We start from the raw sequence: 23,722 nt of genomic DNA, 5'->3' as shown, positions 1-23,722 counted from the left end.
ACAGAAGCAATTTGTTTATGCTTGCACAGGTCTTTCTCAGTAGAGAAGGCCTGCTTTGCTTTTTAGGGGCTGTTCTTCTAGCGGAATCCGCTCAAAATCCGCTCAGAAATGGTTCAGGAACGCTTGGGCTATAGGAAATCTTTATAAGAAGTCCTAGTTTTTGCTTTTAATCTCTGGTCTCAAGGCCCATTAAATCTGTGTTATAGTTTTTGGCTATATCAAAATTCGTGTAAAAGCAATTATACAAGACGGCTTTCTTCTGATATGATAGTGTCAATTAGAATTTTTGGAGGACAAAACATGTCAACTACAATTATCGGATTCCCTCGTTTGGGTGAATTCCGCGAACTAAAATTTACAACTGAGAAATATTTTAGAAACGAAATTACGGCAGAAGATTTGTTGGGCGCAGCAAAAGAATTGCGTGCGAAACACTGGAATATTGTCAAAGAAAAAGGCATCACTGAAATCCCATCAAATGACTTTTCACATTATGACAACTTCCTAGATGCAGCCTTCCTTTTCAACGTGGTTCCTGAATCGGTTCAAAACTTGGACTTGTCTGACCTTGAACGCTACTTCGCTTTGGCGCGTGGTTACCAAGGTGAAAAAGGGGATGTGCGTGCCCTTCCGATGAAGAAATGGTTCAATACCAACTACCATTATATCGTTCCAAAATTTGAAAAAACAACAGACGTTAAATTGGCTGGTCACAAGATTTTTGATGAGTACCAAGAAGCCAAAGAATTGGGTCTTGACACTCGCCCGGTTGTGGTTGGTCCATTCACTTTCCTTCAATTATCTGACTTTGAAGATGGTGTGAAAGCTGAAGACTTCGTAGACAGCCTGGTTGCTGCTTACCAAGAAGTCTTTGCCAAATTGGCTGAGCTTGGTGCGACTCGTATTCAACTCGATGAGCCAGCTCTTGTCAAAGATTTGTCAGCTGAAGAAAAAACTCTCTTCTTGAACCTCTACAACAAACTCTTGGCTGACAAGAAAGGTCTTGAAGTCTTGATCCAAACTTACTTTGGTGATGTTCGTGATGTTTACAATGACCTTGTAAACTTGCCAGTAGATGGTATCGGTCTTGACTTTGTTGAAGGGAAGAAAACGCTTGAATTGGTGAAAGGTGGCTTCCCAGCTGATAAGACCCTTTATGCTGGTATTGTGAATGGGAAAAACATCTGGCGTAACAACTACGAGAAGAGTCTTGCAATTCTTGAACAAGTTCCAGCTGAAAAGGTTGTCTTGACGACTTCTTGCTCCCTTCTTCATGTGCCATTTACAACGGCTAACGAAGATTTTGAACCAGCTATTTTGAACCACTTCGCCTTTGCGGTTGAAAAATTGGGTGAATTGCGTGACTTGGATGCCATCCGCAATGGTCAAGGAGCAGAAGCTCTTGCTGCCAACAAAGAACTCTTTGCAACCGAACGTGTCGGAGCAAATGCTGAACTTCATGCTCGCATCGCAGCTTTGACAGAAGCAGACTATACTCGTTTGCCAGCTTTCGCAGAACGTGAAGAAATCCAAAAAGAAGCCTTCAAGCTTCCAGCGCTTCCAACAACTACCATCGGTTCATTCCCTCAAACCAAGGAAGTTCGTGCCAAACGTTTGGCCTTCCGTAAGGGTGAATTGACACAAGAAGAATACGATGCCTTCCTTGCTGAAACGATCGACGAATGGATCAAATGGCAAGAAGAAGTTGGATTTGACGTACTTGTACACGGTGAATTCGAGCGGAACGATATGGTTGAGTACTTCGGTCAAAACTTGTCTGGTTACCTCTTCTCTAAAAACGGTTGGGTACAATCATACGGTATGCGTGGGGTGAAACCACCAATCATCTGGGGTGATGTGACTCGTCTTAACCCAATCACTGTCAAATGGTCTAGCTACGCACAAAGTCGTACGGACAAACCTGTTAAAGGGATGTTGACTGGACCTGTTACCATTCTTAACTGGTCATTCCCACGCGAAGATATCTCTATCAAGGATTCTACTCTTCAAATCGCTCTTGCTATCAAGGATGAAGTTCTTGACCTTGAAGCTGCAGGCGTGAAAATCATCCAAATCGACGAGGCTGCTCTTCGTGAGAAATTGCCACTTCGTCGTAGCGACTGGTACGAAGATTACCTTGACTGGGCGATTCCAGCCTTCCGTTTGGTACACTCAACTGTAGCGCCAGATACACAAATCCACACTCACATGTGTTACTCAGAATTTACAGATATCATCCCTGCTATCGACAACTTGGATGCAGACGTTATCTCATTTGAGGCAAGCCGTTCAAACCTTGAAATCTTGGATGAGTTGAAAGCGAAAAACTTCCAAACAGAAGTTGGACCTGGGGTTTACGATATCCACTCACCACGTGTCCCACAAGACGGTGAAATTGATCACACCATCGAAGCAATCTTGGCCAAAGTACCAAGTGGCAAAGTTTGGATCAACCCTGACTGTGGTTTGAAGACTCGCGGAATTAAAGAAACAAAAGAAAGCTTGATCAAACTGGTTAATGCCGCTAAAGAAGCGCGTGAACACTTGTAAGAAATGTTTCGAGGACCTTCTATCATCGTGTAGAGGGTTTTCGAATCGTTCCCTTATCCTAGAATTAGTGGCTCAGAGTTCTTGATCAAAGAAACAAAAGAAAAGGATAGAATATGTCACAACACACACCGTCTCTGTCATTTGAAGTTTTTCCTCCAAATCCTGAAGTAGGCAATGCCAAACTCTTACGTGCCTTGGCAAATATGCAGGAGCTAGCTCCTCACTTTATTAGTGTGACCGCTAGCAATAATAAATACAATATCAAAGAGACGACGGTTGCTTTAGCCAATTACATTCAAAATGAATTGTCTATTCCGACGATTGCTCACTTGCCAGCCGTCTATTTGAGCAAGGAAAAAGTGGCCGATACTCTTCATGAGTTAGATGAAGTAGGGGTTCATCGGATTTTGGCTCTGCGTGGGGATATTATCCCTGGTGTGGAACCTTTAAAAGACTTTCGTTATGCAACGGATCTGATTGAATTTATCAAAACAGAAGCGCCCCATTTTGAGGTAATTGGTGCCTGCTATCCTGAGGGACATCCTGATTCGCCCAACCAAATTTCAGATATTCAAAATCTTAAAAAGAAGGTAGATGCAGGGTGCTCTAGCTTGGTCACTCAACTTTTCTTTGACAATGAGCGTTTCTATGATTTTCAAGATAAGTGTACCTTGGCTGGGATCAATGTTCCTATTCATGCAGGAGTGATGCCGATTCTCAATCGCAATCAGGCCCTTCGTCTCCTTAAAACTTGTGAAAATGTTCATATCCCACGGAAGTTTAAAGCCATTCTAGACAAGTATGAGCATGATCCAAAGTCTCTTCGCGCAGCTGGCTTGGCTTATGCAGTCGATCAAATCGTTGATTTGGTTACTCAAGATGTGGCAGGTGTCCATCTTTACACCATGAACAATGAAGATGTCGCTTACCACGTCTACCAAGCAACAAAGGCTTTATTTGCTCATCAACCGAATTTTGAAGTGAATTAATCAACACTTTTAGTAGGAAGTGTAGAGATTGAGAAAGAATCGTTCTCAGTCTCTTTTTATTTGGATAAATTACTTGCTAAAAGCCAACTTTTTTTTTATAGTATTAATATGAAGTTTTTGGAGGCGCTTGCAATGAAGAAAAATCTGAAGTTGAAGTTATTTGGACCCCCTAAGGTTGTTTTCAATCAGAAAACTATTCGGTTTTCTTTCTCGAAGATGGAAGCCTTGCTTTATTACTTGGCAGTCATGGGCCAGGTCAACCGAGATGAAATCGCCGGTATTCTTTGGGGAGATAAGGAAAACCAAGTAGCTCGCAAAAACTTACGGAATACGGTTTACCAAGCCAATAAAATCTTTGAAGGAGATATCATTGTCTCGCCAAGTCGGAGCAGTTTGGCCCTTAATTCTGACTTGAATCTTTCGCTGGATGTTCAGCTCTTTGAAAGAGATCCACTAAGTACCTTGGATCTCTATCAGGGAGACTTTCTAGAGGGCTTCTATGTCAAGGATGATGAAGACTTTGATCAGTGGGCTTCTCGCAAACGAGATGCTTATAGGAAGCTCTATGTCGAAAGTTGCTATCAAAAAATTGAGCAGGTCGGTTTTGCAGATCCTAGTATAGAACTCTTGCTCCATCATTTGGTAGAGCTGGATGAATTTGAAGAGAAAAACTACCAGCTCTTGATGGAGTATTATAGCTTCCATCATCAGCTAGGAAAATTTTTCGAGACCTATTATAAGCTAGTCGATTTATTGGATCGCGAGCTCAGTGTGCGTCCCAGTCGAGCGATTGAGGAACTTTATCACTCCGTTTTGGAAGCCAAACGAACTCATAAACTGACCAATCGCTTGAATATTCGTGAACTTTCTTTCTTTGGTCGGAAACAAGAACTCTCGCAACTCGAGGAATACCTTTCCTTAGTCGAGACAGGTGAAGCGGTAGGTCCTTTTCTCGTGATGGGGCAATCTGGAACAGGTAAGAAACGTCTCTTGCGACAGTTGGTCTTGATATCCAATCGCAGTTTTAATTTTATCAAGGTGGAAGGAAGAGCTACTAGTCAGCGCTATGAAGGAAGCGCCTGGAATGATCTCAGACAAGCGCTAGAGAAACTGGGGGATGAGATGGGGATTTCCCTTCTGGAAGAGGAGGATGATCTCATTTCGGTATGGAATCAGCTTCAGAGCCTTAGCAAAGAAAAACCGCTCCTGATCCTGCTTGAAAACGCCCAGTGGATCGATGCAGTGTCTCTAGAAAAAGTGAAACAACTAGAGGAAAGAAGAAACCAGGAGAAATGGCAACTAATTTTCACAGCGGAAGAGCCTCTGCCAGCTTCCTTCGTCAACTTCTTGGGGGGCTTGAAGGTAGAGAAACGCTTGTCCCAACTAGAGTTGACCAATTTTGCCCCAAGTGAAAGTCGTGCTCTCTTGAAAGGGGAACTGGGGGCGATAGAGCCGGCAGTGATGGAGCAGATGGTCGAATGGAGTGAAGGCAGTCCGTTCTTACTATCCAGCTATATCGAAGAGTGGAAAGAAAATGAAAATTTAGAGCCCTTGCCGGATATCATTCAAGCTTATCTTACTCAGGAGCTTGGGGATATGAGCAGCGAGGAAGAGGCTCTTCTACACTACCTATCTTGTTTTCATAAGCCAATTTCTCTGTCTATCTTGGCGGAATTAACGGCTACAGAGCTTCCTGTTTTGATAGAATTAGTTGAGCCATTATCTGAAAGAGCGATCGTCTCAATCGTAGAAGAAGGGGAGGATCTCTTGGTTCAATTTTGCAAGCAATTGGTAGCCATGTACTTTTACCATCTCCTCTCGCCAGCTAGACGGCGTCTCTTCCACCAACAAATTGCGCAAAAATTGGAAGAAACCTTAGAAGATTCGACGGACCTTCTTCTTTATAAGGAAATTGCCTACCAATACAAGCAATCCCAAAATCTTTTGCGTTCCTTATCGTTTGAGTTGACCTATTTAGAAGAAATCCTTCAGCTGGAGCATGAACTGTTTCCGATTTATTCCAAGGCAGATGAGGGCATCCTATCAGATGGTACAAATAGCCGTTTGGACATTTTTGGGGAGTTATCTCGTCTACGCCTAGAATTAGATAACCTCTTTTCAAGGCACCAAAGAGATAGAGAATACAAGCATTTACAACTGCGTTACTTGTACCTAGAAGGTCGCTATTTTATTCGGAGTGGGGAGTATCAAAAGGGGATTCATGATATCCAAAAAGTCATCTCCTATGCGCGGGAACTCAAACAGTTAGACTTCCTCTTAGAGGGTTATCGGCAAATTATTTATTATTGCATTCAAACAGAAAATATATCTGAGATGGCCTATTATACAGATTTAGCTTTGGAAGATGCCATCCAAGCTAATAATCATGAGGTCATCGCGATCCAGTTGCGTTTGAAGGGCTTGTATCACCTGATGGTTGGGGATGAGGAGCAGGCAACCCGGCATCTGTATCGCTCCATTGATTGCTTTAGTTTGACCAATAGCATGCAGGCTAAGTATGCCATTCAAATTGCGGCTTCTTTGGCCTACCTCGCTGAAATCGAGCAAGTGAGAGGTCATTTCCAAGTAGCCGTCACCCACTTAGAAGAGGTTCTGCGTTTAGTGGGGGATCAAGCTGTTGATTCCGTCCGTGTCGTCTTTGATATTGATCTTGGGATCGCCTATTATTGGAAGGGAGATTTGATCCAAGCTCGCCTCTGTTTTGACAGAGCTCAGAAGATTTTGTCCAGTGTTCGTTTCCCTTGGAAGGAAGAATTGCTCGAATTTTACCAATCCTTGATTGCTTGTCAGCAAGGGGATCAGGAGAAGGTTGCGGATTATCTGGCTCGAAAAGAAAGGACGATGAATCCATCTGCTAATTCACGGGATAAGGGGATGGTTCATTATCTATTAGCTTACTTATCTGATCAAAAGGAGAAGGGAGAAGAGCTCGCTCCTGCCTTGAGTACCTTCTTGAAAGAAGATAAGAATTACTACAAGAAGGTAGCAGAGCAACACTTGAATCCCTACAGAGATCGTCAGTTTCTTAAGAAATTAAAAGACCTGTAGTGTCTCTTGCCTAAATCATAAGAGAAGGCTAAGTGGCCTGTCCTCTTTTCAGGCAAAGATCATTGTGTCTGAAAATGAAGAAAAAGCATAGAAATACCCTAGTAATGGGTGTTTCTATGCTTTTTATGTGTGTAGAAATCTTCTTAGTTCAGTTTTTGTTGCGCCAATATTTGGGTCAAGTAAAAGATAAAGGTCGCAGCAAGATTTGAAGTATGATTGTCAATGTCATGAGGAGGAGAAACTTCCACGACATCAAATCCGATTAGCTTACCACTAGCAGCAATGTGTTGGAGAAGCAGGAGGGCTAGTTTAGGATCGACACCAAGTGATTGGATGGCGCTAACACCTGGAGCAGAACCGACCGCAAAGCAGTCCATATCGATAGACAGATAGATTGCGGTTTGGTTTTCTAAAAATTGATCGATTCGATCCAGAATGGCTTGGTGGCTCATCTGGAAGAGATCTTGGCCAGTTAAAAAATCAATGCTTGGTGTTTTAGCAACGTAATTAAAGAGGAAGAGGTTATTATTGTGCTCTTGGATCCCCAGGATGAGGTAAGGGAAGTCCTGACCTTTTTCTTTCGCATGATCAGCCATTTGACGAAAACCTGTTCCAGAATTGGGACCGGTTTGGTCGTAAGGTCGCAAATCAAAGTGGGCATCCAGATTGATCACAGCCAGTTGTTCATCTTTTTCCAAACTGGATTGAATCCCTAGATAGTGGCCGTAAGCAGTTCCGTGACCGCCTCCTAGGACAATGGGTTGGATCCCTAATTGGTACATGCGCTGGATCGCTTGTGAGAGACTTTCTTGGAGTTCTTCTAGTGAATGGTTAGGCCCGTCAATATTTCCCACATCATACACTGTCACATTGGTTCCCCAGTGCCATGGAAGTTTAGCGATTTGAGAACGGATGGCTGTAGGGCCCTCGACTGCTCCCACGCGCCCGTTGTTGATATAGACTCCTTTGTCGCTCTTAAAGCCGATGATCCCAAAGGTCATCCCCTCAAATGGAGTGAGGGTCTCGTCGTTTAGGTCTAAAAATTTGGTGACCATTCCCCATTTGGCCGTGTAGGGATTGTCCTCGATGCTACCTTGGTAGTAGCTATAGGTCATTGGATAGTAGTTTGTGAGCAAGCTTGTCGCCTCCCTTATTTTTCTGAAAGCATGCAGAGGCTGAGAAGATCGCCAGCCTCTGTTTTGCTTTATCCTTACTGTATCAGTATTGAATGCTTAAGTCAACTGCTTTTTCGATGGTTGCTAAGAATTCTTCGCTTTCGACAACAGCAGATGCTTTATTAAGTTCTTCAAAGATTTCGATATCTTTGTCAAATTCAATGAAGTTCAGTTTTTGGCGAATCAGCTCATAAGCTGGTTTTGTACCTTTACCAAGTTCATGATTTTCTGGCTTGAGATCCAAGGCTTGGCAAGCTGCCATGATTTCAGTAGCAACGATGCGACGGGAGTTTTTAAGAATTTCTGCTGCTTTACGAGCGGCAGTCGTTCCCATGCTGACGAAATCTTCTTGGTTTTCACAAGATGGAATAGAATCGACACTAGCAGGGTGAGCCAAAATTTTATTTTCCGATGCAAGGGATGCACAAGCATACTGGGTAATCATGAAGCCTGAGTTGAGTCCAGGGTGTTTGACCAAGAAGGATGGTAATTTACTGAGTTGGCTGTTGACCAAGCGTTCCACCCGACGTTCAGATACGTTCCCAATTTCAGAAAGGGCAATGCCTAGGAAGTCAAATGGTTGCGCCATTGGTTCACCGTGGAAGTTACCTCCTGAGATGACGTGTCCTTCTTTGGTAATGATTGGGTTATCTGTGACAGAGTTGATTTCGATTTCAACTTTTTCTTTTACGTAAGCAATAGAATCCTTGCTGGCTCCATGAATTTGAGGGATGCAGCGGAGTGTATAAGGATCTTGGACCCGTTGTTGAGTCGCAACGGTTGTGTTCTTGCTTCCTTCCAGGAGGTTACGGATATTGCGAGCAGTTGCCAGTTGTCCACTTTGAGGACGGATGGTATGAAGATCTTCTTCGAATGGACTGGTAATTCCATTGTGGACTTCCATTGAGAGAGCACCGGCAATGTCAGATAGTTTGAGCAATTGGATACCATCATATGTCGCAAGAGCACCGATACCGGTTAGAACAGTTGTACCGTTGATCAAGGCAAGCCCTTCTTTGGCAGCCAATTGGATCTTTTCAATTCCAGCACGATCTAGGGCTTCTTGACCACTGAGAAGTTCTCCTTTGTAATAGGCACGTCCAAGACCCAACATTGGTAAAACCATATGAGAAAGAGGAGCAAGGTCTCCAGAAGCTCCGAGAGAGCCTTTTTCAGGGATATAAGGAGTGACTCCTTTGTTGAGCAATTCTAACAGTTTTTCAACGGTTGACAGACGAATGCCAGAATAACCTTTCAATAGTGAGTTAATACGGATCAGCATGATGGCACGAACGGCATCTTCAGGAAGTGGATCACCGAAGCCAGATGAGTGAGTTCGAATCAGGTTTTCTTGCAGTTGAACAGTATCTTCTGGAGAGATGCTGACATTACAGAGGGAACCAAAGCCAGTGGTCACACCATAGACAACTCGTTTTTCACGGACGATATCATCGACAATTTTACGGGATGCGACGACAGCTTCTTTTGCTTGTTCGTCAAGCTCACATTGGGCACCATGGCGAGCTACAGCGATGACGTCTTCGAGTGTTAAGCTATTGCCGTCTAAATGAATCAATTGAGTCATATAAAACCTCCGATTATGAATAATTGTTCTGGGGAAGTAGATGTGTATACTTCAGTTTGAATACCAAACATGAGCCCATTGTCTATTGATCTTAAGAAGTTTGAGAAGAGTCTTAGAGAAAAGGGCTCAGGTTTGCCATTCGTGGAGTCTTAGATGGGTTAGGGAGCAAAACTGAGCTTCGCTCCCGTCTACGTTCCCATCTACTGTGTAAAGAAAATTAGTGATGAAGGGTTTTCGATTTATGTAGTTTATCGCCGTGGAAAACAAAGTAAAGTCCACTTGCAATCACGAGACCGATGGCCCCCCAAACAAAGTTCATTAGGTTGTCCCCTGCGATCATCAAGATACTGATCACAACAGCTAGAACAGGGATAACAGGACCAAATGGTACTCGGAAGGTAACCTTTTTGTCTGGGTACATTTTTCTGAGTTTGATGGCTGCCAAAGCAGTTGGAATGTATTGGAAGAAACGGAAGACAACACTGAAGGTTGCTAATGATTCGAAAGAGCCAGATAACAAGAGTAAGAAAGCGAAGATACCAGAGATGATAATGGCAATGACAGGGGCATTCTTAGAGTTTGTTTTTCCAAGCCCTTCTGGCAAGAGTTTTTCAGTTGCTAATGCGGCACCAAAACGAGGGACCATGATGGATTCACCAATGTTTAGACCGGCAATTGAAATGAGGGCTCCGTAAGAAACGAGTGGAGCTCCGATAGGGCCAATCATTTCGACAAATGCGTCTTGTACCGGTGCACCGGTTTGCATAATGCGACCACCAAGCATGGCGATTGTTCCAGCGATGATCAACATGTAGAGAACAGATACAATACTGATAGAACCTAGAATAGCGCGGGGAACGTTCTTTTCAGGGTTGCGCATTTCCCCTGCAACGATAGACATGGTTTCAAATCCGATGAAACCGTAGAAGATGTAGACGGCTGTACTAGAAATAGAACTGAAGAGACTTGTTCCACTTTCCAATTGAAGGAAAGGTGTGAAGTTGCCCTTGCTTACCCCGCCAGAAATGAAGAAGATGGCAAAGAGCGAGAAGAGGACAATGGGGATTAATTTTGCAACAGTAGCTGTCAGAGTGAACATCTTAGAGGTTTTCAGACCGGCGATGTTCATCAGACTCAAGAGAATCAGCATACCGATACTGATCGGAAGGTTGTAGCCTTCAAATGCTGGGAAGGTAATGATGAAGATCTTAGCAAAGCCGGCTAACATGGCAGCCCAGGCGATAACAGTAACGGCCCAACCGAGAATCCCAACGTTAAAGCCAACGAAGTCTCCGAAAGCGGCTTTTGAGTATTGCATGGCTCCACCGTTTTTATCGAAGTAGCCAGCCGTTTCAGCCAGACAGGCTGATAGTAGCATGACGAGAATGGCTACTCCGAACATGACAGCTAGAGAAGCTGGTCCAAGGCCAGAATATATTTTTTGAGGGAGGAGGAAGATACCAGATCCGATTACGGCGTTGATACCGTATAGAGTGGCACCACTAAAGCTGAATTTCGCTTTTTCTTGTTCCTCAATCGACTGTTTATGTGCTCCGTTCATAATGTTTCTCCTTTGTGAACATTATTGTAGTCCAGTCCAGATAGCAATCGGTTGCTCCCCAGACTGATGGGGTAAAAACGTGATTGTCATCTCTTGAAGGGGAGATGGTTGTTCGATCACCAGGAGCTCGTGAGTTTGGAGGATTTGAGAATGATTTGTTCCCCATTTTAGTGTTAGCGGACAGAGAGCATAGATCAATTGATAGCGACTCTGACTTTTGACACTCTCTCTTGGGGATACAGCACTCATATGCCCCTGATAAGAAGGTTTGTAGATCAAATTAAAGTCTTGACAAGTCCCTTGGCTAGATACAGGATCTCCCCCATCAAAGAAGTAGCTTTGAAAGGGGTTCAAAACCACTTCTTTCTGTTGATGGTTGAGTCGAATGGAGGCATTCAAGGGCATCAAGATTCGGTGGTAGCCAGTGAGATCGGTAAAGTTACTTTTTTCAACCTCTACCGTTGCAGTGGAGAGGCGGAAGTCAAAAGTCCGATCTGGATAACTTCCTCCCTCTGGGGAGAGAAAGAGTTGGGTGGTTTGGCCACCGGACCAGGTAGAAATTTGATAATCTGCGGGGGTAAGATGAAGGATAGTCACCATAGGACGCCTTCTTTCTTAAAAGAGACCAGTGATATTGCCGTGGGCATCGATATCAATCTTTTCACTGGCAGGTACTTTTGGTAGACCAGGCATGGTCATGATGGTACCCGTGAGAACTACAATGAAGCCAGCTCCGGCAGCTACCTTGAGATTGCTGATGTTAACAGTAAAATCTTTTGGTGCTCCCATTTTCTTGGCATCATCTGAGAAGGAGTATTGCGTTTTGGCCATACAGATTGGGTAGTTTGAGAAGCCAAGAGCTTCCAATTCTTTAAGTTCGCGTTTGGCTGCTGGTGTTAAGCTAATTCCTTTACCACCATAGACTTTTGTAACAATCTTGGTCAATTTCGTTTCGATGCTGTCTTCTTGGTCATAGACATAAGAGAAGTGGTTTTCTTCTTGAGCCAGTTGAATGACTTTTTCAGCTAGGTCGCGTCCACCAGCACCACCATGTGCCCAGACATCTGAAATAACCACATCTACATTGCGTTTCTTACAAGATTCATAGACAGCTTCTAGCTCTGCCTCTGTATCCAGTGGGAATTTGTTAATGGCAACGACCACAGGTAGGCCATAGACTTCTTGGATGTTGGCCAAGTGTTTGTCTAGGTTTGGCAGACCATCGATAACGGCTTGGACATTTTCAGTAGCCAAGTCCGCTTTGGCAACTCCACCATGCATCTTGAGGGCTCGGATGGTTGCGACGAGGACTACGGCAGAAGGTTTGAGTCCGGCAATGCGGCACTTGATATCAATGAATTTTTCAGCACCTAAGTCTGCTCCAAAACCAGCTTCTGTCACAACATAGTCTGCATATTTGAGAGCTAGTTTAGTAGCCAGCACACTGTTACAGCCATGAGCAATATTGGCAAATGGTCCGCCGTGGATGATAGCAGGAGTATGTTCTAAGGTTTGTACCAAGTTTGGATGGATGGCATCTTTGAGGACGGCTGCCATAGCACCTCCAGCCTTGAGGTCTTTAGCTGTGACTGGTTGTCCTTGGTAGTTGTACCCAATAATGATGCGATCGAGGCGTTCTTTGAGGTCAAGGATATTTTCTGAGAGACAGAGAATAGCCATGATTTCAGAAGCCACTGTGATGTCAAAGCCATCTTCACGAGGAACCCCGTTTGTTTTTCCTTGAAGGCCATCGACAATATGGCGGAGTTGACGGTCGTTCATGTCGACCACCCGTTTCCAGGTAATCCGACGAGAATCGATGCCCAACTCATTTCCATGGTGAATGTGGTTGTCAATCAAAGCTGCAAGCAGGTTATTGGCAATCCCAATGGCATGGAAGTCTCCGGTAAAGTGAAGGTTGATATCTTCCATTGGAACCACTTGGGCGTATCCACCACCGGCAGCTCCACCCTTGATCCCAAAGACAGGGCCAAGAGAAGGTTCGCGCAGAGCAATGACGGCTTTTTCACCAATAGCTGAGAGGGCATCGACTAAGCCGACAGAGGTGGTTGTCTTTCCTTCTCCAGCAGGTGTCGGAGAGATGGCTGTCACGAGGATCAGCTTTCCATCTTCCTTATCCTTGAGTTGTTCCAGTTGGTTGCTATCAATTTTGGCCTTGTATTTTCCGTAGAGCGAAATGTCATCTTCGGTCAATCCAAGTTCAGCAGCGATATCGGTAATGGGCTTCATTTGGACAGAATTGGCAATTTCAATATCCGATAAAACCATAGAATCCCTTCTTTCTTTTTGTTTGTTAGGTTTATGATAGACTTTCTAAAATGGTTTGGTAAATGTTGTCTGCAAGATCAGAGCCTGCTTGGAGGAGTTCGAGACCCTTGCCGTGGTATTCTTGGACAAAGTCTTGGTCCTTGATTCCTGAAATGTTGATCAGGACGTTGAGCCAAGCCCCTTGAAGGCCAGCTTTAAGGTTGAGAGCAGCCACCCCTAGGTCACTCGCCGCATTGGTGTTGGACTTGCCAACAGCTTCTTTGGTGGTTTCAAGCGCCTCAACGATGAGCTCCATCATAGAGAAAGGAGATTCAGTTGCCTGTTTCAAGGCTTGTTGCATGGCTTCACGACGAGCGGCTTTCTCTTCTTCCGTTTCTTTTGGAAGATCAAAGACAGCTGATACGACGTTGAAAGCTTCTGTATCTTTGTCAATGGCTTCTAGTAATTGGTCCTGGAGGTGGGCACTTTTTTCGTGAACCCCTTTGATGTGGTCTTCAAATTCAGCGTATTTTTTCTTACCAATGGTCAGTTCACAGACCATTTTTGTAAGGGAAATCCCATTTGCAGCAGATAGGGCAGCAGCAGAACCACCACCTGGAGCTGGGGCATCTGAACCAAGGACCTTGGCAAACTCTGTAATACTTAAGTCAACTAGTTTCATAGATCCCCTTTCTAACCCAACAAGTGATTTTCCAAGACTTGTTTGCTGTAGTCAAAGTCTTCTAATTGCAAGTAGTATTCAGCAGAGTCGATCAAAGCTTTAGCTGGAGCAAGTCCGATGAGTTCTGTTCCGATGATTCGAACCCCGTAGCGTTGTGCTTCGAAACGAACGGTTTCAACGACACGATACAATGGGAATTGTTCCAAGTTGACCATGTTGATAGAGACTTGGGCGATGTTACGATCTTCTAGCATGACACCGATCGCTTTACAGTATTTGTATCCACCGCTTGATCCACGAATGATTTTAGAAATTTTATTGGCAATCTCTAGGTCGTCTGTGTCAAGGTTAATATTGAAAGCAACGAGTGGCATACGGACACCAACGGCTGTAACCCCTGCAGTTGGGTGAATCTTGCGTTCGCCGTAGTCTGGCTTCCAGTCTTCTTCCAACAATTTTTCTGGCATTCCTTCAAATTGTCCTTTGCGCACTTTAGCCAAGTTTTTCCGTTCTGGACGAGTTGCGGCATCTTCGTAAAGGAAGATTGGAATACCTAATTCGCGATTGATGCGTTCGGCCACTTTATTAGCGATTTCAACGCATTCAGCTGTAGTGATATCTTTGACCGGAACGAATGGACAAACGTCTGTTGCCCCCATCCGAGGGTGTTCGCCTTCGTGCTTGGTCATATCGATATTTTCAGATGCATATTTCACCAATTGGAAAGCTACTTCTTGAATGCTTTCTTCATCCCCAACGAGTGTAAAGACGCTGCGGTTGTGGCTAGCATCAGACGAGTAGTCTAATAATGTGACACCTGGGATGCTTTTTGCTGTGGCTACCAATCCGTCGATCACAGCCTGATTGCGTCCTTCAGAAAAGTTTGGAATACACTCAACAATTTTTGCCATATAATTACCTCTTTTTATAGGAGAAGTGGGGAGGAGAAGTCTTTGCATTTTCCTCCCCTTTCTCAGATTTTTATTTTTTGATGTTAAAACAATTTTTGAACAGCTTCTTTGACCAAATCTTCGTCTGCAAGATAAGGAATAGTGATGTGGTCTGTTCCTGCGTGGAGACGGTTGTATTCGATCGCTGTTTCAATAGCATGATCGTTCCGTGCCCAGTTCCGACGAGCAACCCCGCCCATGGTATCCCATGAAATAGCAGATTTGATAATTTCGTCGATCCGGTGGCTACCGTCTAGAACGAGACCGAATCCTCCGTTGATAGCTTTACCGATACCAGTACCACCACCATTGTGGAGAGCAACAAGACTCATACCGCGAGCAGCGTTTCCGGCGTAACATTGAACCGCCATATCACAAGTAACATTCGATCCATCTTTGATATTGGATGTTTCACGGAATGGAGCATCTGTACCAGATACGTCGTGGTGGTCACGTCCGATCATGACTGGTCCAATCTTGCCTTGGCGAATGAGTTCATTGAATTTCAAAGCAATGTTGACACGGCCCATACAATCTTGATAGAGGATACGAGCTTGGGTACCAACCACCAATTGGTTCTTTTCAGCATCGCGAATCCAGTTGTAGTTATCGCGGTCTTGGTAGCGACGAGTTGGATCGATCGCTTCCATCGCTGCATGGTCAGTTGCAATCAAGTCTTCGTGTTTACCGCTGAGGCAGACCCAACGGAATGGACCATAACCATAGTCAAAGAGCATAGGTCCCATGATATCTTCTACATAAGATGGCCAAATGAAGCCGTCTTTGTCATCCAAACCATTCTTAGAAATTTCCTTGATGCCTGAGTCGTAAACGGATTTCATGAAGGCATTACCATAGTCGAAGAAGTAGGTGCCTTTAGCCGTCAAATCTTTAATCACTGCGAAGTGACGAGCCAAGGTTTCATCGACCAAACGATGGAAGGTTTCTTTGTCTTCTGCCAACAAACGTGTCCGTTCTTCAAAGCTTATACCAACTGGGCAATAGCCACCATCATAGACGTTGTGGCAAGAGGTTTGGTCAGACAAGAGATGAACGTGCACTTGGTGTTCATTGACATATTCAAGCAAGTCTACGATATTACCATGGTAGGCAATCGAAGTTGATTCACCAGCTTCCAGTGCTGCTTGAGCCAATTTCACAGCTTCTTCCGCACTGTCGGTCACTTGACTAATCCAGCCTTGAGAGTGACGCGTTTCGATCCGAGAGCGGTCGACTTCAGCGACAATGGCAACCGCTTTTGCAATTTCAGCTGCTTTCCCTTGAGCACCGCTCATCCCACCGAGACCAGACGAAATAAAGAGCTTACCAGTTAAGTCTCCATCATCAGCCACACCGAGTTTAAGACGTCCAGCATTGAGAAGGGTGTTAAAGGTACCGTGAACGATCCCTTGAGGTCCGATGTACATCCAGCCACCAGCCGTCATTTGACCGTAGTTGGTAACGCCCATTTCTTCAGCGATTTCCCAGTCGTGCATGTTGTCATACTCACCGATCAAGAGACCGTTGGTAATGACGACACGAGGAGCTTCCGGTTTCGATTTGAAGAGGCCAAGAGGGTGACCCGATTCAACCACCAAGGTTTGGTCTTCTGTCATGACTTCCAAGTATTTCTTGATCAAGTTGTACTGCATCCAGTTGGCACAGACAGATCCTGTTTCCCCATAAGTGACCAATTCATATGGATAAAGAGCAATTTCAAAGCTCAAGTTGTTGTCAATCATGACCTGCATAGCCTTAGCAGCTGTGCATTTTCCTTTGTACTCATCGATTGGTTTTCCGTAGATCCGATCTTTTGGACGGAAGCGATAGCCATAGATCCGACCGCGAGTTCTCAGTTCTTCCAGAAATTCTGGGATCAACTCTTGGTGGAATTTTTTAGGAATGTAACGCAAAGCATTTTTAAGGGCAATTTCAGTCTGAGCTTGCGTTAAGCGGAAGCCTCTATCAGGTGCACGACGGATGCCTTCTTGAAAAGTCGCCTTTTCAGGTAGGACATCAAAGTCAAGTTTGACAGACATAGCAGCTGCAATTTCTTTCTCGTCTATAAATGACATAGCAGAACCCTCCTTATAGTTGGACTGTGAATTTATATTTTCTTTATTGTATCGAAGAAACGTCAATAAAGAGTCAAAAAAAAATATAATTTTTAATAAAGCAAAAAAAAATGAGGGAAAAACTTTTTGACTTTTTTTTGACGCTTTTCCTGTAGAATTGTAAAATGAATAACAATGGAAATAGAAAGGAATGTTTCATATGTCTGCTGATATCCTATTAACCCACTTTAACCAATTGTTTTGTCCGAATGATCTGGGTCATCCTCTCTATGGCAAGGAGATGGCAGAGGCAAAAATTCTTTCCGATGCTTATATCGCCATTAAAGATGGAAAGATTCTTGCAGTTGGGACAGGTCAACCAGACCCTGAACTGATCGATGACCATACGGAAGTGAAATCCTGTGAAGGAAAAGTTGCGACTCCTGGCCTGATTGACTGCCACACCCACTTGGTCTATGGAGGCAGTCGGGAGCATGAATTTGCTAAAAAATTAGCAGGTGTTTCTTACTTAGACATCCTCGCCCAAGGCGGAGGGATTCTAAGCACCGTTCGGGCGACACGGGAAGCTTCTTTTGACACCCTCTATGACAAGTCCAAACGACTGTTGGACTACATGTTGCGCCATGGGGTGACAACCGTTGAAGCGAAAAGCGGTTACGGTTTGGATTGGGAAACTGAAAAACGCCAGTTGGATGTTGTCGCTGCACTGGATCGGGATCATCAAATAGACTTGGTATCTACCTTTATGGCAGCCCATGCGATTCCTACAGAGTACAAAGGCCGTTCTCAAGAATATTTAGATCTCATTGTGGAACAAATGCTTCCGAAAGTGAAAGAAGGACAGTTAGCTGAGTTCTGTGATATCTTCTGTGAAAAAGGGGTCTTTACAGCAGATGAATCTCGCTATCTTCTTTCGAAAGCTAAGGAAATGGGCTTCAAGTTACGGATCCATGCGGATGAAATTGAGTCTATTGGAGGTGTTGACGTAGCGGCTGAATTGCAATCCACCAGTGCAGAACACTTGATGGTGATTACCGATGAAGGCATTCAAAAATTAGCTGCAGCAAAAGTGATTGGAAATCTTTTGCCAGCTACAACCTTCAGCCTCATGGAAGATACCTATGCACCGGCTCGTAAGATGTTGGACGCTGGCATGGCCATCACCCTGACAACAGATAGCAACCCAGGGTCTTGTCCAACAGCCAATCTCCAGTTTGCCATGCATCTGGGTTGCTTCATGATGCGCCTAACTCCAGTAGAAATTCTCAATGCGGTGACCATCAATGCGGCCTATTCAGTTGATCGTGCTAAAACAATCGGCTCTTTCGATGTTGGCAAACAGGCCGACATCACGATTTACGATGCACCTAATCTAGATTATCTCTTCTATTTCTTTGCAACAAATCTAGTGACAGATGTCTACAAGAAAGGTCAAAAAGTCATTTAAACTACTCCATTTCAGTCGAGACTTTGCTGGTTTGTAAAAATCAGCAAAGTCTTTTTTCTATCAGATCTCCACAGTAAATGGGAATGCTTTATCGGAAAATAAAAATTTGATCATCAAAGAATATTTTTCTTACTTTGTGATGTACAAAAATGGAAATTCCTGATAGAATAGAAGTAATATTGAATATTTTCTTCAATATCATCTGTTTGATCTTGATAACAGAGTGTTTAAACTATTCATCAAACGAACAGGTTGATCAACAGACCTGTCTAGAAATTGCGAGGAGACAAGATGACTGTCGATTATAACAGCAAAGCATACTTGGATAAAGTAGATGCTTGGTGGCGTGCAGCCAACTACATTTCAGCTGCTCAAATGTACTTAAAAGATAACCCATTGTTGAAGCGTGAAGTCGTTGAAAATGACTTGAAGGCTCACCCAATCGGGCACTGGGGAACTGTACCAGGGCAAAACTTTATCTATGCTCACTTGAACCGTACCATCAACAAATACGACTTGGATATGTTCTACATTGAAGGACCAGGTCACGGTGGACAAGTAATGGTATCGAACTCTTACTTAGATGGTTCATATACTGAATTGAATCCAACTATCCCTCAAAACGAAGAAGGTTTCAAACACTTGTGTAAGATCTTCTCATTCCCAGGAGGGATCGCTTCTCACGCGGCGCCTGAAACACCAGGATCTATCCATGAAGGGGGAGAACTTGGCTATGCCCTTTCTCACGCTGCAGGTGCTGTATTGGATAATCCAGATGTGATTGCTGCAACAGTGATCGGTGACGGTGAAGGAGAAACAGGTCCATTGATGGCAGGATGGTTGTCAAATACCTTCTTGAACCCAGTCAACGATGGTGCTGTTCTTCCAATCTTCTACCTCAACGGAGGAAAGATCCACAACCCAACGATCTTCGAACGCAAAACAGACGAAGAATTGGCCCTCTTCTTTGAAGGTCTTGGTTGGAAACCAATCTTTGCAAACGTAACCGCTGTTTCTGATGACCACGAGGCTGCTCACGCTTTGTTTGCAGAGAAATTGGACGAAGCGATTGAAGAAATCAAGAAAGTCCAAGCAGAAGCTCGTAAAGGTTCTGCTGAAGAAGCAACTCAACCAGTATACCCTGTCTTGATTGCTCGTATTCCTAAAGGTTGGACTGGACCAAAAGCTTGGGAAGGAACACCAATCGAGGGTGGTTTCCGTGCCCACCAAGTGCCAATCCCAGTAGATGCTCACCACATGGAGCATGTGGATGCCCTTCTTTCATGGTTGGAATCTTACCGTCCAGCTGAGTTGTTTGACGAAACTGGTAAATTACTTCCTGAAATTGCTGAAATCGCACCAAAAGGTGACCGTCGCATGGCTATGAACCCAATCACAAATGCTGGTGTGATCAAACCAATGAACACAGCTGATTGGAAGAAACATGCCTTCAAGATTGAAACACCAGGTGCTATCATGGCGCAAGATATGATTGAATTTGGTAAGTATGCGGCAGACTTGGTGGATGCGAACCCAGACAACTTCCGTATCTTTGGACCAGATGAAACCAAATCAAACCGTCTTCAAGAAGTTTTCACACGTACAAGCCGTCAATGGTTAGGACGTATGAAACCAGACTACGATGAAGCTTTGAGCCCTGCTGGACGTGTGATTGACTCTCAATTGTCAGAACACCAAGCAGAAGGAATGCTTGAAGGATATGTCTTGACAGGTCGTCATGGATTCTTCGCATCTTACGAATCATTCCTTCGTGTTGTAGACTCTATGATTACTCAACACTTCAAATGGTTACGTAAATCTAAGACTCACACGACATGGCGTAAAAACTACCCAGCCTTGAACTTGATTGCGACTTCAACTGTTTTCCAACAAGACCACAATGGCTACACTCACCAAGATCCAGGTATCTTGACTCACTTGGCTGAGAAAACTCCTGAATACATCCGTGAGTACTTGCCAGCAGATACCAATAGCTTGCTTGCAGTGATGGACCAAGCCTTCAAGGCAGAAGATGTGATCAACTTGATCGTTTCTTCTAAACACCCGCGTCCTCAATTCTACTCAGCAGCTGAAGCGGAAGAATTGGTTCGTGAAGGATACAAGGTGATCGATTGGGCATCAACTGTTTCAGCAGATGAAGAGCCAGATCTTGTCATTGCAGCTGCAGGTACAGAGCCAAACCTTGAAGCTCTTGCAGCCATCACAATCTTGCACAAAGCCTTCCCAGAATTGAAGATCCGCTTTGTCAATGTGGTAGATATCTTGAAATTGCGTCACCCATCCGTTGATGCGCGTGGACTTTCAGATGAAGAGTTCGACAAAGTCTTCACTACTGATAAACCAGTGATCTTTGCTTTCCATGGTTATGAAGGCATGATCCGTGATATCTTCTTCAACCGTCACAACCATAACCTTCGTGTACATGGTTACCGTGAAAACGGAGATATCACCACACCATTTGATATGCGTGTGATGTCTGAATTGGATCGCTTCCACTTGGCACAAGATGCAGCTAATGCAGCTCTTGGAGATGCAGCAAGCGCATTTGCAGCGAAGATGGATGAAACAATCGCCTTCCACCATGACTACATCCGTGAAAACGGAGATGACATTCCAGAAGTTCAAAACTGGAAATGGGAAAACGTGAATAAATAAGAAAAGAGAGTGGGACAGAAATCGGTAATTCGTTAGAATTCGATTTCGTCGTCCCACCTCCGCACAGTTGAGTAGGGCTGTAAAAACTGATGAAATCAGCGTAGTAGAGCCCACTCAACCACTGCGTCTTGCTCGACAATCCAAAAACAATTGAGAGGCTAGGACTTTTGTCCCAGCCTCTTTTGTGAGGAACAGCAAGTAACAAAAGGAAGAGACTGAAAATAGATGTTCGGAAATCAAGCGCTTTCCAATAAAATTGTAAGAGTTTCTAGGAAAATATTGAAGTAAAACCGAAAAAATAGTAAAATGGAAGAGCTGATTGCAGCAAATCAACTGTTCTGCGTTCTCCTTTTTGGAGAAGTGTTCTACATTAGAAAATGGAGTATTCTATGAAGAAAAAAATTATCTTGAAAAGCAGTATCCTAGCGGTCGCTGCAGGTCTTAGTGTTTTTGCGATCAATAGCGTTTTTGCAGACGAATTGCCCGTACAGTTTATGGGCGTCAATGACTTCCACGGTGCCTTGGAACAAACAGGGACAGCTCGTTTAGAAGGCGAAACTGTGAAGAACGCAGGAACAGCCCCACTTTTGGCAACCTATTTGAACGATTCGCAAAAAGACTTTGAAACAGAGAATGCCGGAACACCAAATGCCAGCATCCGTGTGCAAGCTGGAGATATGGTCGGAGCTAGTCCAGCCAACTCTGCCCTCCTTCAAGATGAACCAACTGTAAAAGTCTTCAATGAAATGAACTTTGAATACGGAACCCTTGGAAATCACGAGTTTGACGAAGGACTTGGTGAATTCAACCGGATCATGAAGGGAGAAGCCCCAACACCTGGTCAATTCAACAAGATCGTCGATGAGTATCCTCATGAAGCTTCTAAACAAGAAGTCGTGATTGCCAACTTGGTTGACAAAGATACCAACAAAATCCCATTTGACTGGAAACCTTATACCATCAAAGAAATCCCAGTCAATGACAAGACAGTTAAGGTCGGATTTATCGGGGTTGTTACGACAGAATTCCCAAATCTTGTCTTGCGCAAAAATCATGAACAATACCGTGTTTTGGATGAAGCAGAATCGATTGCTAAATATGCGCGTGAATTAAATGACCAAGGAGTTCATGCGATTGCTGTCTTGGCCCACGTTGCTGCCACTAGTAAGAATGGTGTAGCAGAAGGTCCTGCTGCAGACATGATTAAAAAATTAAACCAAATCTATCCTGAAAACTCAGTGGATATCGTCTTTGCAGGTCACAACCACCAATATACAAACGGGATGGTTGGAAATACCTTGATCGTTCAAGGTACGTCTCAAGGGAAAGCTTACTCGGATGTCCGTGGAGTCCTAGATACGGATACAGCTGACTTTGTCAAAGCTCCAACTGCAAAAATTATTGCGGTAGATCCATCGAAAGGCAAAGCAAAAGATGCCAAGGTTCAAGCGATCATCGATGATGCCAATGCGACGGTTAAAAAGGTAACAGAAGCAAAAATCGGTACAGCAGACAAGGCTGAAAATATTACCCGTGAATTGAATGCGCAAAAAGAAAGTGCTGTTGGAGATTTGGTCACAGCAGCGCAACTAGATATTGCCAAAAAATCAGGTTATCCAGATGTTGACTTTGCCTTCACCAATAATGGAGGAATCCGTGCAGACCTCGTGGTGAAACCAGACGGAACAGTCACTTGGGGTGCAGCTCAAGCAGTGCAACCATTTGGAAATATCCTCCAAGTAGTAGAAATCACTGGGGACCAAATCTACAAAGCTTTGGACCAACAATATGATGAGAAAGAGCTTTACTTCTTGCAAATGGCAGGGATCAAGTACACCTATACGAAACCAGCCGATGCAACGGAAGAAAATCCTTATAAGGTCGTGAAAGCTTACAAGGCAGATGGAACTGAAATTGATCGTAACAAGACCTACAAGGCGATTATCAACGACTTCTTGTATGGTGGCGGAGATGGATTCTCAGTCTTCCGTGATACAAAATTGATCGGTGCAATTAATCCAGATACTGAAGTCTTTATCCAATACATCGAAGATGTGAATAAGGCAGGGAAGAAGTTGTCTGCTTCAATCTTGGGCAATAAGACCTTTGTGGAAAAAGTGGAAGAAGATACACCTACTCCAGAACCTCAACCAACTCCACAACCAACGCCAGTTTCTCCAGTAAGTCCTGAAAATCCAGTCCATCCTGTAGCCCCAGTAACTCCGGCTACCCCAACTCCTCAACCTGAAAGCCCAGTAACTCCAGCTCAACCAGCTGCAAGCGAAACAAAAGAAGTGGCAACAAACAAACCAGTCGCTGTCACTTATCATACGGGTGGTCAAGCAGAAGTAGCTGCTACACCAGCAACTGGTCTTCCAAAAACAGGTCAAGAAGATTTGTCTTCAACAGTCCTGAGCCTCTTTGGCATGACCTCACTAGCTTTAGCAGGATTTGTAGCTAGCAAAAAGCGTGAAGAAAATTAATCAAAACTAGGAAGCATCCTCTCTAAGAGGGCTTCCTTTTTGTTTTTCATTGAGAGGGGTGTCTTTACCAAAAGGTTTCATCTTCAAAACCAATCGCTTCCTTTCATTATTGATAAAGAAAAATTGTCAGAAATAAACTAAATATTATACTTATTTTAGATTTTGACAGACCGCATTGACTTTACATAAAAGAAGGACTAAAATGAAGGGGC

At 44.0% G+C, this 23,722-nt stretch carries 14 protein-coding genes; 6 read left to right on the top strand and 8 right to left on the bottom strand.

Translation table 11 applies throughout. The features are described 5' to 3' along the window. Window positions 1-300 precede the first annotated feature (300 nt). From metE to HMPREF2893_RS07025, 3 genes are all read left to right on the top strand, one after another. Window positions 301-2,550: a 5-methyltetrahydropteroyltriglutamate--homocysteine S-methyltransferase gene (gene metE, locus HMPREF2893_RS07035; RefSeq protein ID WP_070675287.1), complete on the top strand. Its 2,250-nt coding sequence runs from the start codon at window positions 301-303 to the stop codon at window positions 2,548-2,550. Between the two features lie 113 nt (window positions 2,551-2,663). Then, on the top strand, window positions 2,664-3,539 hold the full coding sequence (gene metF, locus HMPREF2893_RS07030; protein ID WP_003008657.1) for a methylenetetrahydrofolate reductase [NAD(P)H]: 876 nt from the start codon (window positions 2,664-2,666) through the stop codon (window positions 3,537-3,539). Window positions 3,540-3,671: 132 nt separating this feature from the next. Then, window positions 3,672-6,608 carry an ATP-binding protein gene (locus HMPREF2893_RS07025; RefSeq protein WP_070675284.1) on the top strand — a complete coding sequence of 979 codons (2,937 nt, stop codon included), beginning with the start codon at window positions 3,672-3,674 and terminating at the stop codon, window positions 6,606-6,608. 143 nt (window positions 6,609-6,751) lie between these two features. On the opposite strand, the gene hutG is transcribed toward HMPREF2893_RS07025, so the two are convergent. From hutG to HMPREF2893_RS06985, 8 genes are all read right to left on the bottom strand, one after another. Continuing rightward, window positions 6,752-7,744, bottom strand: coding sequence for a formimidoylglutamase (gene hutG / locus HMPREF2893_RS07020; RefSeq protein ID WP_024054987.1), 993 nt, complete (start codon window positions 7,742-7,744; stop codon window positions 6,752-6,754). An 82-nt stretch (window positions 7,745-7,826) separates the two neighbouring features. Next, window positions 7,827-9,368, bottom strand: a complete 1,542-nt coding sequence (gene hutH / locus HMPREF2893_RS07015) for a histidine ammonia-lyase (protein WP_070675281.1) — start codon at window positions 9,366-9,368, stop codon at window positions 7,827-7,829. A gap of 217 nt (window positions 9,369-9,585) precedes the next feature. Then, window positions 9,586-10,929: an APC family permease gene (locus HMPREF2893_RS07010; protein ID WP_070675278.1), complete on the bottom strand. Its 1,344-nt coding sequence runs from the start codon at window positions 10,927-10,929 to the stop codon at window positions 9,586-9,588. 21 nt (window positions 10,930-10,950) lie between these two features. Next, window positions 10,951-11,529: a HutD/Ves family protein gene (locus HMPREF2893_RS07005; protein ID WP_070675276.1), complete on the bottom strand. Its 579-nt coding sequence runs from the start codon at window positions 11,527-11,529 to the stop codon at window positions 10,951-10,953. A gap of 15 nt (window positions 11,530-11,544) precedes the next feature. Next, window positions 11,545-13,218 (bottom strand): formate--tetrahydrofolate ligase, encoded by a 1,674-nt coding sequence (locus HMPREF2893_RS07000; RefSeq protein WP_070675273.1) that lies wholly within the window; start codon window positions 13,216-13,218, stop codon window positions 11,545-11,547. Between the two features lie 31 nt (window positions 13,219-13,249). Further along, window positions 13,250-13,879: a cyclodeaminase/cyclohydrolase family protein gene (locus tag HMPREF2893_RS06995; protein WP_070675270.1), complete on the bottom strand. Its 630-nt coding sequence runs from the start codon at window positions 13,877-13,879 to the stop codon at window positions 13,250-13,252. Between the two features lie 11 nt (window positions 13,880-13,890). Continuing rightward, window positions 13,891-14,790 carry a glutamate formimidoyltransferase gene (ftcD, locus tag HMPREF2893_RS06990; protein ID WP_070586929.1) on the bottom strand — a complete coding sequence of 300 codons (900 nt, stop codon included), beginning with the start codon at window positions 14,788-14,790 and terminating at the stop codon, window positions 13,891-13,893. An 83-nt stretch (window positions 14,791-14,873) separates the two neighbouring features. Beyond that, a complete protein-coding gene (locus HMPREF2893_RS06985; protein WP_070675267.1) occupies window positions 14,874-16,904 on the bottom strand; it encodes a urocanate hydratase in 2,031 nt (676 codons plus the stop codon). Between the two features lie 199 nt (window positions 16,905-17,103). Between HMPREF2893_RS06985 and hutI the strand changes: the two genes are divergently transcribed. From hutI to HMPREF2893_RS06970, 3 genes are all read left to right on the top strand, one after another. Beyond that, a complete protein-coding gene (hutI, locus tag HMPREF2893_RS06980; protein ID WP_070675264.1) occupies window positions 17,104-18,351 on the top strand; it encodes an imidazolonepropionase in 1,248 nt (415 codons plus the stop codon). Window positions 18,352-18,642: 291 nt separating this feature from the next. Beyond that, window positions 18,643-21,027 carry a phosphoketolase family protein gene (locus HMPREF2893_RS06975; RefSeq protein ID WP_070675260.1) on the top strand — a complete coding sequence of 795 codons (2,385 nt, stop codon included), beginning with the start codon at window positions 18,643-18,645 and terminating at the stop codon, window positions 21,025-21,027. 389 nt (window positions 21,028-21,416) lie between these two features. After that, complete coding sequence (locus tag HMPREF2893_RS06970) at window positions 21,417-23,510, top strand: surface-anchored 5'-nucleotidase (protein ID WP_070675257.1); 2,094 nt, start codon at window positions 21,417-21,419, stop codon at window positions 23,508-23,510. Window positions 23,511-23,722 lie beyond the last annotated feature (212 nt).

The organism is Streptococcus sp. HMSC072C09 (genome assembly GCF_001813105.1).
GTDB lineage: Bacteria > Bacillota > Bacilli > Lactobacillales > Streptococcaceae > Streptococcus.
Note: the sequence above shows the minus strand (reverse complement) of the source record. Positions and strands in the feature narration are given on the sequence as shown.

Bases quoted from the DNA above. Each gene is read 5' to 3' on its own strand.
- metE (WP_070675287.1), top strand. From the start codon at position 301: ATGTCAACTACAATTATCGGATTCCCTCGTTTGGGTGAATTCCGCGAA.
- metF (WP_003008657.1), top strand. From the start codon at position 2,664: ATGTCACAACACACACCGTCTCTGTCATTTGAAGTTTTTCCTCCAAAT.
- HMPREF2893_RS07025 (WP_070675284.1), top strand. From the start codon at position 3,672: ATGAAGAAAAATCTGAAGTTGAAGTTATTTGGACCCCCTAAGGTTGTT.
- hutH (WP_070675281.1), bottom strand. From the start codon at position 9,368: ATGACTCAATTGATTCATTTAGACGGCAATAGCTTAACACTCGAAGAC.
- HMPREF2893_RS07010 (WP_070675278.1), bottom strand. From the start codon at position 10,929: ATGAACGGAGCACATAAACAGTCGATTGAGGAACAAGAAAAAGCGAAA.
- HMPREF2893_RS07005 (WP_070675276.1), bottom strand. From the start codon at position 11,529: ATGGTGACTATCCTTCATCTTACCCCCGCAGATTATCAAATTTCTACC.
- HMPREF2893_RS07000 (WP_070675273.1), bottom strand. From the start codon at position 13,218: ATGGTTTTATCGGATATTGAAATTGCCAATTCTGTCCAAATGAAGCCC.
- HMPREF2893_RS06995 (WP_070675270.1), bottom strand. From the start codon at position 13,879: ATGAAACTAGTTGACTTAAGTATTACAGAGTTTGCCAAGGTCCTTGGT.
- ftcD (WP_070586929.1), bottom strand. From the start codon at position 14,790: ATGGCAAAAATTGTTGAGTGTATTCCAAACTTTTCTGAAGGACGCAAT.
- HMPREF2893_RS06985 (WP_070675267.1), bottom strand. From the start codon at position 16,904: ATGTCATTTATAGACGAGAAAGAAATTGCAGCTGCTATGTCTGTCAAA.
- hutI (WP_070675264.1), top strand. From the start codon at position 17,104: ATGTCTGCTGATATCCTATTAACCCACTTTAACCAATTGTTTTGTCCG.
- HMPREF2893_RS06975 (WP_070675260.1), top strand. From the start codon at position 18,643: ATGACTGTCGATTATAACAGCAAAGCATACTTGGATAAAGTAGATGCT.
- HMPREF2893_RS06970 (WP_070675257.1), top strand. From the start codon at position 21,417: ATGAAGAAAAAAATTATCTTGAAAAGCAGTATCCTAGCGGTCGCTGCA.